Annotated in this window: 14 protein-coding genes; 6 read left to right on the forward strand and 8 right to left on the reverse strand. The window is 38.9% G+C overall.

The annotated features are described in order from the left end of the window. Nucleotides 1–4 precede the first annotated feature (4 nt). From nth to VB691_RS11840, 8 genes are all read right to left on the reverse strand, one after another. Complete coding sequence (gene nth / locus VB691_RS11805; RefSeq protein WP_323291689.1) at nucleotides 5–658, reverse strand: endonuclease III; 654 nt, start codon at nucleotides 656–658, stop codon at nucleotides 5–7. A gap of 52 nt (nucleotides 659–710) precedes the next feature. After that, entirely contained in the window at nucleotides 711–1,796 is a 1,086-nt protein-coding gene (gene rseP / locus VB691_RS11810) for an RIP metalloprotease RseP (RefSeq protein WP_323291690.1), read from the reverse strand. Nucleotides 1,797–1,968: 172 nt separating this feature from the next. Beyond that, a complete protein-coding gene (locus tag VB691_RS11815) occupies nucleotides 1,969–2,388 on the reverse strand; it encodes a putative toxin-antitoxin system toxin component, PIN family (protein ID WP_323291691.1) in 420 nt (139 codons plus the stop codon). A 2-nt stretch (nucleotides 2,389–2,390) separates the two neighbouring features. Next, the gene (locus VB691_RS11820; RefSeq protein ID WP_323291692.1) at nucleotides 2,391–2,648 is read right to left on the reverse strand and encodes a type II toxin-antitoxin system Phd/YefM family antitoxin; all 258 of its coding nucleotides are present in this window, start codon (nucleotides 2,646–2,648) and stop codon (nucleotides 2,391–2,393) included. A gap of 75 nt (nucleotides 2,649–2,723) precedes the next feature. After that, nucleotides 2,724–4,451, reverse strand: coding sequence for a succinate dehydrogenase/fumarate reductase flavoprotein subunit (locus VB691_RS11825; RefSeq protein WP_323291693.1), 1,728 nt, complete (start codon nucleotides 4,449–4,451; stop codon nucleotides 2,724–2,726). 127 nt (nucleotides 4,452–4,578) lie between these two features. Further along, a complete protein-coding gene (locus tag VB691_RS11830; RefSeq protein WP_323291694.1) occupies nucleotides 4,579–5,223 on the reverse strand; it encodes a hypothetical protein in 645 nt (214 codons plus the stop codon). Nucleotides 5,224–5,466: 243 nt separating this feature from the next. After that, nucleotides 5,467–5,898 (reverse strand): DUF2442 domain-containing protein, encoded by a 432-nt coding sequence (locus tag VB691_RS11835; RefSeq protein WP_323291695.1) that lies wholly within the window; start codon nucleotides 5,896–5,898, stop codon nucleotides 5,467–5,469. Further along, the gene (locus tag VB691_RS11840) at nucleotides 5,885–6,136 is read right to left on the reverse strand and encodes a DUF4160 domain-containing protein (protein ID WP_323291696.1); all 252 of its coding nucleotides are present in this window, start codon (nucleotides 6,134–6,136) and stop codon (nucleotides 5,885–5,887) included. Before VB691_RS11840 ends, VB691_RS11835 begins: the two co-directional genes overlap by 14 nt. Before the next feature lie 139 nt (nucleotides 6,137–6,275). On the opposite strand from VB691_RS11840, the gene ileS reads away from it, so the two are divergent. The 6 genes from ileS to VB691_RS11865 all read left to right on the forward strand — a co-directional run bounded on the left by ileS (nucleotide 6,276) and on the right by VB691_RS11865 (nucleotide 13,369). Then, a complete protein-coding gene (gene ileS, locus VB691_RS11845) occupies nucleotides 6,276–9,155 on the forward strand; it encodes an isoleucine--tRNA ligase (protein ID WP_323291697.1) in 2,880 nt (959 codons plus the stop codon). A gap of 155 nt (nucleotides 9,156–9,310) precedes the next feature. After that, entirely contained in the window at nucleotides 9,311–9,421 is a 111-nt protein-coding gene (locus VB691_RS25850) for a DUF6972 family protein (protein WP_416245041.1), read from the forward strand. Next, nucleotides 9,384–9,644 (forward strand): hypothetical protein, encoded by a 261-nt coding sequence (locus tag VB691_RS11850; RefSeq protein ID WP_323291698.1) that lies wholly within the window; start codon nucleotides 9,384–9,386, stop codon nucleotides 9,642–9,644. Before VB691_RS25850 ends, VB691_RS11850 begins: the two co-directional genes overlap by 38 nt. A gap of 47 nt (nucleotides 9,645–9,691) precedes the next feature. Further along, nucleotides 9,692–10,879, forward strand: coding sequence for an AAA family ATPase (locus VB691_RS11855; RefSeq protein WP_323291699.1), 1,188 nt, complete (start codon nucleotides 9,692–9,694; stop codon nucleotides 10,877–10,879). Then, nucleotides 10,876–11,334, forward strand: coding sequence for a DUF4276 family protein (locus VB691_RS11860; RefSeq protein ID WP_323291700.1), 459 nt, complete (start codon nucleotides 10,876–10,878; stop codon nucleotides 11,332–11,334). Before VB691_RS11855 ends, VB691_RS11860 begins: the two co-directional genes overlap by 4 nt. Nucleotides 11,335–11,608: 274 nt before the next feature. Beyond that, entirely contained in the window at nucleotides 11,609–13,369 is a 1,761-nt protein-coding gene (locus VB691_RS11865; RefSeq protein ID WP_323291701.1) for a vanadium-dependent haloperoxidase, read from the forward strand. Nucleotides 13,370–13,389: the final 20 nt, after the last annotated feature.

Below are 13,389 nucleotides of genomic sequence, written 5' to 3' on the forward strand. Positions count from 1 at the left end.
ATTATTATGCTTGAACAGAAGGACACAAATGAGCTAAATCACAGTCTGAACAAAGGGGTTTTCTCGCTTTACAAATTGCCCGACCATGATAAATAATCCGAATTGAAAAATTTTCCCAATCTGCTTGAGGAAATAGAGGCATTAAATCCCTTTCTATTTTAATCGGATCGGTTGCTTCTGTTAACCCTAATCGTTGACTTAAGCGTTTAACATGGGTATCTACTGTTACCCCTTCATTAATACCAAAACCATGCGCTAACACCACATTAGCTGTCTTTCTCGCCACTCCTGATAAACTCAGTAATTGTTCCATTTGTTTCGGGACATTGCCCCCAAATTCTTCGACAATTTTTTGACAAGCACCTTGAATATTTTTAGCCTTATTACGATAGAATCCAGTAGAACGGATCAAGGTTTCTAATTCTTCCCTATTTGCTGAAGCTAAAGATGGCGCATCAGGAAATCTAGCAAATAATTCCGGTGTGACTTTATTTACTCTTTCATCCGTACATTGTGCCGATAAAATTGTCGCTACTAATAACTGTACAGTGGTTTCATAAGTTAAACTACAAGTTGCGTCAGGATAGAGACGTTTAAGAATAATTAAAATTTCTAAAGCCCGTTGTTTTTTACTAGCACGTTTTCGAGTAAGACTCATCTAATTAGTAGATTAAAGGATATTGGTGGGCAATGCCCACCCTACAGTTTACTTATAAGCCAATTTGTTGAATAAAGTCCTGAAAAACTGCCAAATTAACTGTATCACGCACAATTAAAAACACCCCTAAACTTAATAACAAGACTAAACCTGTTTGCATGATTCCTTCTTGCAGTTTCAAGGGTAAGGGTTTTCCTAATAATCCTTCAAACAATAAAAAGGCGAGTTGTCCCCCATCTAAAGCAGGTAAGGGCAAAATATTGATAATGGCCAAATTAATGCTAATTAAAGCCCCAAATTGAAACAAATTCCCCGCATTATTTTGAGCAATACTCGCCCCATATTCGACAATTTTGACAGGCCCCGCTACTTGTTTAGCATTTTCCTGAAAATTACTAATCAGTTGCCAAAATCCTTTAACCGTCAGGTTAGCTAAATTTTCATAAGCTTCTGCGCTATAGGTAAACGCTTCGATGAAATTTTTAGCCTGATTTAACTTTATATTGGGAAGTAACCCAACCCCAATTTTACCCTGGCCTTCCTCATTTTCTTGGGGAATTACAGTTAAGTTTAGGGTTTTATCATCCCGTTTTACCGTTAAATTTAGGGGCTTATTTACCGAATTTTGCACTTTTTCAATGAAGATCGTTGTCGCTTCTGGAAAATCACCTAATGGTTGATCATTCAAGGCAATTACAACATCACCCCCTTGCATTCCTGCTGTCATCGCTGGAGAAGAAGGATCTACTTGAGGAATAACTAACCCTGCTTGAATATCTTGAATACCAATAGTTGCAACTTGTCCAACTAACAGAAAGTAAGCAAAAATGAGATTAGCAATGACTCCCGCACTAATCACAATGGCGCGATCAAAAATCGGACGATTACGGAGTAAATTGGGATCATCCGGGGTAATATCACTATCAGGATCATCATCAGGAAAACCCACAAATCCCCCCAAAGGAATGGCACAAAGGGTATATTCCGTCTCAGGGCCTTTATATTTGGCTAAAACGGGGCCAAACCCAATGGAAAAGCGATTAACATGAATCCCTTGTAACCTAGCTGCGGCAAAGTGGCCTAATTCATGAACGACAATTAAAACAAGCAAGACTGCGATCGCGGCCAAAACTGACATAATAAACTAAGATGGATTATCTAAAATGGCTTTAGGGAGAAATCCCTATTTAAAGATTTTATCAAAATTTCCTGATAATTCCCACTAGAATGACATTCTTAAATGTTTGCTAAAAATAACGGTGAGGGGGTGAGGGGGTGAAGAAGTGAGGAGAATTGCCTATAAATCAGGTTTATGGGGAATATTCGTCCATGATTTCATCGAAAAAAGAACGAGGATTAATCACAGGAATATTTTGAAAAGGATGTAATATTAATAAGTCAGTATCACCTGTAATTAAATGAGAAGCTTCGCCATTTAAGGCTAGTTCTAAAAACTTGTCATCTTTTGGATCTCGACATAACTTTATCTTCTTTAAAATAGGTACTCTATACCATAAATTTTTAACACGAATTGATAAGCCATTAATATCTTTGGCATCAATATATTTAGCAAATTTTGGTCGCTGGAGAACAGATAAAAGTTCTGTTAAACTAGGCTCAGAATATAAAATTACTCCACGCTTTTCTCCCCAATTTAAGACATTTGCTGGTGTGGAATTGGGAGACAAAATAGCACTGACTAAGACATTTGTATCAAGAACAAGACGCATTTCTAAGGTTCATCAATGGCTAAGAGTTCATTCAATTTATCTTCTGTTAGCCCTCTTTCTTGCGCTTTACGCCCCATATTTTCCCTAAACTGCTGAAATTCTTGAATATTAGCTTGAGTGAGACGCTGATAGTCTTCTATCGACATAATAACCGCCACATCACGATCTTGTTGACGAATGACCACTGGTTCCAGTTGTGCTTTATCAATGACGGTCGCAAGGGTTTGCTTGGCTTCGGTCGCTGAAACAAATTGCATCATGATACCTCTTTCTTTTTATTATAAACAAAATAGACAAATTGTCCATAAATTGCCTTTTTGCCCTCTGCCTTTTATTTAATATTTCCGTTCCTTGGGTTCAAACATATTAATCACCACAGGCATATATTGAACATCAATACCAGCAGCAGAATAATAGGCTAAAGTATGCTTTAAGAAGTTTGGATCATCCCGTTTTGTATAATCTTCCCGTGAATGGGCCCCGCGACTTTCTTTGCGGTTTAAAGCAGAGGTTAAAATCATTTCTCCTACTACCATAATACTCTGTAATTCCATCGCTTCAATTAATTCTGTATTCCAACAACTGCCTTGATCATCAAGATAAGCTTGCTCATATTGTGCTTTAAATTGTTCAATTTGTGCGAGTCCTTCTTTCATTAATGCTTCCGTGCGAAACACCCCACAATGTTCGGCCATAGAGTCTTGAAATTGTTGACGTAATGCCCCTAAACGGATAGTTCCTTTCTTATTTAAAAGACTTTCAATGCGTTGTTTTGCCCCTTCTAAATAAGCTTGAGCATCAAAATCAGAAAACTTACGATCTTGCACATAACTGGCAATATTTCGCCCAGTAATTCTGCCATAAACAACACATTCTAATAAAGAATTACTGCCTAAACGGTTGGCCCCATGTACCGACACACAAGCGCATTCTCCTGCGGCAAAAAACCCTTCCGTTAAGCGATCGCCACTTAACCTAACCCGGCCTTGAGTATTCACCGGAATGCCTCCCATGCAATAATGGGCAGTAGGACGGACGGGCATAGGTTCATAAATGGCATCTACCCCGACCAAACGATGGGCTTCTTCCCAACAAAAGGGAACCCGACTCATGATCTTTTCTTCCCCCATGTGACGCAGATCTAAGTACACAAAGGGGCCTCCTGGGCTACCATCAAGATGAACACCCCTGCCGGCCCGTATTTCGAGGGTAATGGCGCGAGAGGTGATGTCACGGGGGGCTAATTCCATGCGTGAAGGGGCGTAATCTTCCATAAATCGCCGGCCTTGGCTATTAATGAGATAAGCTCCTTCTCCTCTTACAGCTTCTGAAATTAAGACACCGACGGGATATAATCCGGTAGGGTGAAACTGCACAAATTCCATGTCTTCTAAGGGAACCCCTGCGATCGCAGACATTGCCAACCCGTCCCCAGTGGAAGCATAATCATTAGAGGTGGTATTAAAAACCCGTCCATAGCCTCCTGTGGCAAACATTACCACCTTACTGCGAATAATTTCTAGTTTGCCATCTTCAATGCGATACATGAGAATGCCTTTAGCTTCTCCATCTTCGAGGATCAATTGCATCACATACCATTCAGTGTAAATCGTAACCCCATTGCGGCGCAGGTTATTAACTAATTCATGAAGGATAGCATGACCCGTTTTATCAGCAGCGTAACAAGTCCGGTTATGGGTATGGCCCCCAAAGGCCCGTTGAGCAATTTTCCCATCTTCTAAACGGGAGAATAAAACCCCCATGTGTTCTAAATCAATAATAACATCCGGGGCTTCTTGGGTGAGGAGAGCGACAGCATCTTGATCTGCTAGATAGTCTGATCCTTTTACTGTATCAAAGGCGTGGGCCTCCCAGCTATCTTTGGGATCAACATTTTTTAAGCTCGCAGCAATACCCCCCTGGGCAGCGACGGAGTGGGAACGAATAGGATGGGTTTTGGCCACCACAGCAACATCGACAGTCGGGGTGAGGCGTTTAATTTCTAAGGCGGCGCGACATCCAGCTAAACCACCACCAATAATGACCACATCGTGTTGTAACATCTTCCATCAGGCTAGAGCATTTATATTTCTGACTCTAACTTATTCACGAGCAAATACCCCCGAAGCAAAGTTAAAGATTTCATTAGGAGTTAGGGTGTATTGTACTCCTACTTGGTTCATCGCCTCCTCATTTCCCCACTCCCTCACCTCCTGCAAGGGGAAGATCAATATCCCATCGCGTTTCTGCTAACAGGAGGAGACTCGCTAACATGATGAGGCCTGTGGCTAAAAATTGCCAACCGATCACGTAGGGTAAGATAGCGATGCCAAGAAGATGCAATAATCCTGTTAACAACAAGGCGCGGGAGTTTACACCCCATCCTGTGATCAGATATCCTAAACCACATAATCCTAACCAAAGGTGAGAAAGATTGGCTAAAATATGAACCCACCCTAAAAAAATACCGCAGTCGGTGAGAATTACGCCGCCAACCATGATTATTACCCACGTATAGAGTATCCATTGAATTTGCTTAACTTGCACCCAGAAATAGGTGAGAATGACCATGGATAGGGTTCCCGCTAGGGTTAAAATTGACCAGATGATGGCTTGGGTTGTCCAGCTAATGGGGGAAAATTGGGCAGTGATGAAAATTGCGGCGGAAATTAAGCCCCATATCACGAAAACTTGATCAAGACAGCTATAAATACCAGAATAGATGGTTTTTCCTGCTATTTTTAAATAAAGGCTCAGGAATCCTGGAAATTCCTTGCAATAGAGTCCCCTTTGCTTGCATTGAAGAATGGGCTTTGTTTGATTTAATAAATTCATTGAACTGGACAAATGTAAATATTAAGTTTTTAATGTTAACCTGTTTCTCATAAACTTTACAATAGTATACATTATTTTTCAAGCTCCGGCCCAAAATGACTATTTCTCGTTAAATTCAGATTTTTATGAAGAAAACATTATAATTTCAAGGTTTTTGTCTTTTATGTGGTAGATATTTTTGTGCCAATGTTGTTTTAAAACAACCAGGAATCTCTAAATATTTTTAGAGATTATTTCACGTAATCACACGCAATTTTTTTTAGGTCTTCCCCCTTTTTTTCCATTGTTTCTAGCTGCTTTCGCTTTTAATTCTGACGTAACTGATCCTCCTTTACTCCCTAATTTTGCCATCCATAATTTAGTGCCAAAAATCCCCATTAATAAGCTTGGAATGCTTAAATCTACATCCAATTTTTCCCAATGTAATCCTTCACAGGATGGCGTAATTTCTACGTCCGCAATATCTTGATCAGATGCACTCACTAATTCCTGAATTAAATTAGGAGGAAACAAAAAAGTAGTGCCATTTTTTAGCTTAAGAACGATTTGTTTTTCTTGAGTATTATAATGTACTGATTGGGCGCGTGGTTCTTGGGAATCAGCGAGTTTTGCTGCTTCCCTTGCTTGACTAATTTCCTTTTCAAGAATCTCGTCAGTTAAATTAAGATTGTTCATGAATTTCTCTCCATTTTTGCAGAAGAAACTTTTGTTTCTCAATAACTAATTTTAATGCTTTAGCCGCATTTTGATTACTCATTTGAGCAGAAATGGTGACAAAAGTTGGACGTTGTGTTTCATTCCCTAAATTAATTTTAGCTTCTCCATCTGCTTTGAAAACATGAACATGGGAAGGTAGATGATCATTTGGGTAAATACGCACACAAAAACCATCCTTCCTTAAAACAGTAGGCATAACAATATATTGATTTATAATAATTTTTTATAAGACATTCATGTTAACCTAAGCGATTGGGTTTTGTCAACAGAGATAACTTTATCCCTTGTAATATCATGAGAGAGAGTAAACCGACACAGAAATTTCTATTACCACAGTGACAGAACCCAAAAGCTACAAGGACACCGTTAACTTACCCCAAACTGATTTTAGTATGCGGGCCAATGCCGTGAACCGAGAACCAGAATTACAGCAATTTTGGGCAGAAAATCAGATTTATGAGAAATTATCCCAAGAAAATCCAGAAGACTTGTTTATTCTGCATGATGGCCCCCCTTACGCTAACGGGTCACTCCACATGGGTCACGCATTAAACAAAACCCTGAAAGACATTATCAATAAATATAAATTATTGCAAGGTCACAAAGTCCGTTATGTTCCTGGTTGGGACTGTCATGGACTCCCCATTGAACTTAAAGTTTTGCAAAGTATGAAGTCTCAGGAAAGGGAAGGTTTAACCCCTCTCAAATTACGCCGCAAAGCGCGAGATTTTGCCCTTAAAACCCAACAAGAACAGTGTGAAGTCTTTAAACGGTTCGGAGTGTGGGGAGACTGGGAAAACCCCTATTTAACCCTCACTCCTGAATACGAAGCGGCCCAAATTGGGGTATTTGGAGAAATGGCCCTCAAAGGGTATATTTATCGAGGTCTTAAACCTGTTCATTGGAGTCCTAGTTCTCAAACTGCCTTAGCTGAGGCAGAATTAGAATATCCTGAAGGTCATACTTCCCGTAGTGTTTTTGCTGCTTTTCCTATCATTAAAGCTTCAAAGGAAGCAGAAAAAACCTTAAAACCTTTCTTATCTAATTTAGGGGTTGCTATTTGGACAACTACCCCCTGGACATTGCCTGGAAATTTAGCAGTTGCCCTTAATCCTGATCTCACTTATGCTGTAGTAGAACAGACTTCTAAGCTTTGCAACTATCAATATTTAATTGTAGCAGCCGATTTAGTGGAGAAGTTATCAGCTACCTTTGAAACCGCGTTAACGGTTAAAGCAACTCTCCCAGGCAAGGACTTAGAACACACTATTTATCGTCATCCTTTGTTTGATAGAGAGAGTGAAATTCTGATCGGTGGTGATTATGTTACCACAGAATCAGGTACAGGTTTAGTGCATACGGCCCCTGGTCATGGACAAGAAGATTATATCGTCGGTCAACGCTATGGTTTAGCAATTTTGTCTCCGGTTGATGCTAAGGGAAACTTTACGGAAGAAGCGGGACAATTTGCAGGGTTAAATGTTCTTAAAGATGCCAATGAAGTCATCATCAATGAACTGAAAGAAAAGGGGGCATTATTAAAAGAGGAACCATATAAACATAAATATCCTTATGATTGGCGAACCAAAAAACCGACTATTTTTCGTGCAACAGAACAATGGTTTGCCTCAGTAGAAGGATTCCGAGATGCAGCATTAAAAGCGATTAAAACAGTCAATTGGATTCCCTCTCAAGGAGAAAACCGTATTACTCCGATGGTCAGCGATCGCTCAGATTGGTGTATTTCTCGTCAACGGAGTTGGGGTGTGCCTATTCCCGTTTTTTATGATGAAGAAACTAACGAACCTTTACTGACAGCAGAAACTATCAATTATGTACAGAAAATTATTGCAGAAAAAGGGTCTGATGCTTGGTGGGAATTGTCTGTAGAGGAATTATTACCTAAAAAATATCAGAAAGATGCCCACAAATACCGCAAGGGAACAGACACAATGGATGTGTGGTTTGACTCCGGTTCTTCTTGGGCCGCAGTGGCAAAACAACGACCAGAATTAAAATATCCTGTTGATATGTATTTAGAAGGAACTGATCAACATCGGGGATGGTTTCAGTCTAGTTTATTAACCAGTGTTGCGGTTAATGATATTGCCCCATATAAGACAGTATTAACTCATGGTTTCGTCTTAGATGAAAAAGGACGTAAGATGAGTAAATCAGAAGGAAATATTGTTGATCCTCAAATCATTATTAATGGGGGCAAAAATCAGAAACAGGAACCGCCTTATGGGGCAGATGTATTAAGATTATGGGTGTCATCGGTAGATTATTCTTCAGATGTTCCCGTTGGACAAACCATCTTGAAGCAATTATCAGATGTTTATCGCAAAATTCGCAATACAGCCCGATTTTTATTAGGCAACTTACATGATTTTGATCCCAAAAAGCATACAGTTGCTTATGAGGAATTACCGGAATTAGATCAATATATGTTACATCGCATCACCGAAGTTTTCACAGAGGTAACAGATGCGTTTGAAACTTATCAATTCTTCCGTTTCTTCCAAACAGTACAAAATTTTTGTGTGGTAGATTTGTCTAATTTCTATCTAGATATTGCTAAAGATAGACTCTATATTTCTCATCCTGAGTCTATCCGTCGTCGCAGTTGTCAAACAGTATTAGCAGTCGCTGTAGAGAGTTTAGCTAAAGCTATCGCTCCTGTATTATGTCACATGGCCGAAGACATTTGGCAATTCTTACCCTACGAAACCCCTTATAAATCAGTTTTTGAGGCGGGATGGGTCAAAACATCAAAACAGTGGGAAAACCCAGAATTAGGGGCTTCCTGGGCAAAATTACGGCAAATCAGGAATGAAATTAATAACGCCCTAGAATTGGCTAGAAAAGAGAAAGCGATCGGGTCATCTTTGGATGCAAAAGTGTTACTTTATGTCTCAGATAAAGACTTGAGAAAACAACTAGAAGCATTCAACCCTGATGATAGTTTAACAGGGAATAAAGTCGATGAATTACGCTATTTTGTCTTAGCTTCTCAAGTGGAATTAGTGGATAGTTTAGAAAGCATTAAAAAAGCAGACTATCAAAGCGAGTCTGACTTAGTTTCTGTGGGGGTTATTAAAGCAGAAGGAGAGAAATGCGATCGCTGTTGGAACTATTCTACAAAAGTCGGAGAATTTAAAGATGATCCTACTATTTGTGAACGGTGTAATGATGCTTTAGTGGGTGAATTTTAGGGACTATTTTAGGTGCGTTAATAGCGCACCTTCCCCTTAATATGAAACGAGTAACGCAAGCTATTATAGAAAGAGGAGAAAAAACAGGAATTGAGGATTAAAACGATAATTATGAACGCTATGGACTTTACTTTACTGAACCAATTGGCTATATTATTAAAGTAGATGGTGATCAAATTCCACTCTACTATGCTGAGATAAAAATTATTAGAGGAACCGATATTTATCATGTTATCCCACGCACCAAACCTAGACGAACAAATTAAGAATTGGCAATTCATTGAAGTCTGGATCGATCCCATCCTTTTTCCTCCTCGAATGCTTATGTTAGTTGGTGATCAAGATGGTTGCTGCTGCATTTATGATCCAGCAAATCAGTATAAATTGATTTTTAAAAGTCTTACTTATGATGAAGCAAATTCATGGTTATTAGAAGATGAATATGAACGATTTGATGGAAGATTTTTAGGAGATCAACCAGATTCTTAAACCTCTAAAAAATAAAATATTTTTGTGTTTTAAATCAATCAATAATTATGCAAATTACTTCATTGACTGTTAAAAATTATAAGGCCTTTCAAAATATTACTATTAGTAATATTCCAAGATTTTGTGTATTTGTTGGCGCAAATGGTACAGGTAAAAGTACGCTTTTTGACATATTTGGATTTTTAAGAGATTCTCTCAAAAACAATGTTCGTCAAAGTTTACAACTTAGAGGGGGATTTAAAGAAGTAATTACACGAGGACATGAAGACGAAGAAATTTATTTTGAAATTAAATTTACAATGGAAATTCTTAAAAAAGTAAGATTAGTTACCTATGTTCTAGAAATTGGTTTAGAAAATAATAAACCTATAGTAAAAAGAGAAATTCTTCGTTATAAACGTGGTAGTCAAGGATCTCCTTTTCATTTTCTAGACTTTAAGAATGGTAAAGGTTATGCTATAACAAATGAAGAAGATTTTGATAAAACAGAGGAACAACTAACTCGTGAAGAGCAAACACTTGACGCAGCAGATACTTTAGCAATTAAAGGACTTGGCCAATTTCAACGCTTTAAAGCTGCTAGTGCATTTCGACTTTTAATCGAAAATTGGCACGTATCTGATTTTCATATCAGTGCTGCTAGAGGTAGTAAAGATGCTGGATATGCAGAACATTTATCCACCACAGGAGATAATTTACCTTTAGTTGCTCAATATATTTATGAAAATCACAAAGATATTTTTGAGCATATTTTAGAAAAAATGAAGCAAAGAGTTCCTGGAGTTTCTAAAGTAGAAGCAAAAGAAACTGACGATGGACGTTTAATTTTAAAGTTTCAAGATGAATCTTTTCATGATCCTTTTATTGCTCGTTATGTTTCTGATGGAACCATTAAAATGTTTGCTTATCTTGTTTTATTGCATGATCCTAATCCCCATCCTCTTTTATGTGTAGAAGAACCAGAAAATCAATTATATCCTTTATTATTACAAGAATTGGCTGAAGAATTTGAAGCTTATACTCGTTTAGAAGGACAGGTTTTTGTTAGCACTCACTCCCCTGATTTTCTTAATGCTGTTGATTTGAATAATATATTTTGGTTAGAAAAACATGAAGGAATTACAAAAGTTTATCGTGCTTCTGAACAAGAATTATTAAATAATCTATTTCAAGAAGGAGATCTACCTGGGTATTTATGGAAACAGGGACTTTTTGGAGGTATTGATCCAAAATGAACTATGACTATGATTTAGTTTTTTTGCTAGAAGAAGCTTCTATGAAAGCACTGTTAGATATTTTGTTACCTAGAATTATTCCAACAAATATTAGTTTTATATGTATTCCCCATGAAGGTAAACAGGATCTTGAAAAATCTATTCCTCGAAAACTAAAAGCTTGGAATACAAAAGCAAAATTTATCATTATTCGAGATCAAGACTCAGGAAATTGTCTTGAAATAAAAAAACAACTTTCTGATTTATGTCAACAGTCTGGACGCTCGGACACTTTAATTAGAATTGTTTGTCATGAACTCGAATCTTGGTTTTTAGGTGACTTACTTGCTGTTGAAAAAGCGTTTAATTTACAAATAGGAAAATTAAGTAAAAAACAGAGCAAGCAAAAATATAGAGATCCTGATCAACTCAATTCAGCGAAACAAGAACTTAAAACATTGGTTAGTAATTATTAGCAAATAAGTGGTTCAAGAAAAATAGGCCAGTATCTAGAAGTGGACAAGTCAGAAAAAAATACATCTCACAGCTTCAAAATTTTTATGAAGGGATTGCAGAAAATATTAGCAGAACTTTGGGAACAGACTTAAAATAAAAGTAGGAATAAAATAAAATAAAGGGGGAGGCTTTAAACCCAAATTTTCGGTAAATTTCCGGAATCCGATATATACGTCGTGAAGTCTTCTTTGTTGGCAGTATGAACCTAGCACCCTGAATCTTTAGGAGAATTTTATGGACGATCGCAGAATAGAAGCCCTCAGAATTCGCCGTGATGCGGCTGAAGTTGCCAGTCAACGCCCCCACCCCCTTCATATTAGTAATGGGGAAGAGCTTCGCTATCGCAACAGTGAGAATAAACCCACCCATCTGGCCAACTATACAAAAGGATTACCCCATTGCGAAAAAACAGGTGTGATCGTTAATGCAGACGACTATCAACAGTTTGTAAGGGGCATTGATTCAGGGGATGTGCGTGACTTCCGCGATACTCCCCTTGGCCCACCGAACCAAGATGGAGTACCCTTTCCTAAATGGCAGTCTCACATTGCTAAAACCAGCAAAGGGGGCAAAGTTCCCGTTCGAGCGTGGGAAAGTGCGGGGGCCGGTTCTACCTTTGAATTAGAAGGGCCTGATTCTCAATCTGTAACGATGCCTCCTGCTCCTGAATTGGACAGTGAAGAATTAATCACAGAAATGATTGAAAACTATGGCATGGCTCTTTTAAGAGATGTTCCCTTTGCCAATTTTAATAGTTCTACTGAAGTTCAAAAAGTTGTTGATTTACTTAACCAGTCTCCTTGGATTAAAAATCAAGCCAGCAATTACGTTAATTTAACCCAGGCTGAGCAAAAACGGTTACGGGGCCCCTTTACCAAGGAAACAGTATTCCGAGGTATTGCACCTGGGGATAATGTAGGGCCATACTTATCTCAATTTCTTTTAGTCGGAAATCAGGGATTAGAAAACATACAGGCCATCAGTGATGGCTATATTGCCTATGGTGCTATCCGCGTCGATCAACGAATACGGGTAGCTGAACCTTTAAAAGATTATATGACCACTTGGGAAGCTTGGGTGGATGTTCAGAATGGGGCAGATTTACGGGGGATAGAAACTTATTCTGAAACGCCCGCCCCTTATCGTTTTATGGCTACACCCCGCGATTTAGCCACCTACGTCCATTATGATGCTCTCTATGAAGCCTATTTGAATGCTTGTTTAATCATGTTGGGGCTAAAAATTCCCTTTGATCCAGGTATTCCCTTCCAAGGGCCTGATTTTAAGGATAAACAACAAGGGTTTGCTCAATTTGGTGGCCCTCATATCCTGTCTTTAGTCACAGAAGTGGCAACCCGCGCCCTCAAAGCGGTACGTTTCCAGAAGTTTAATGTCCATCGTCGTCTGCGGCCTGAAGCTGTTAGCGGTTGGGTGACGCGGTATGTTAATGGTGATACCAAAGGCATTGAAGCCATTAAACCCCTAGTAGATGGTTTAGGAGAAGGTCTTTTGAAGGCAGTGGCTGACCATAACTGCAAACAAAATCAGAAATTTAGCGATCGCACCAGTGATGCTAATAATGGCTACAAGGCTTCTTATTTGCTGCCTATGGCCTTTCCTGAAGGTTCCCCCATGCACCCGGCTTATGGTGCAGGTCATGCCACCGTTGCGGGTGCTTGTGTTACCATTCTCAAGGCGTTTTTTGATGCGGGTGCTACCTTAAATTTTGCCTTTCAACCTAGTGCGAATGGCAGCAAATTAGAACCTGTTACCTTAGATAAACCTTTAACGGTTGAAGGGGAATTAAACAAAATCGCTGCAAATATTGCCATTGGACGAAACTGGGCAGGGGTTCACTACTTCACAGATTATCTTGAATCTCTCCGTCTTGGGGAACAAGTTGCGATCGGTATTCTCCAAGAACAAAAGTTGACCTACGGGGAAAACTTTTCCATGACAATTCCTCTGTTTGATGGGGGCAGTATTCGCATCTAAGTTTGATTTTTCCGATTGCT

This window comes from Crocosphaera sp. XPORK-15E (assembly GCF_034931425.1).
Taxonomy (GTDB): domain Bacteria; phylum Cyanobacteriota; class Cyanobacteriia; order Cyanobacteriales; family Microcystaceae; genus UHCC-0190.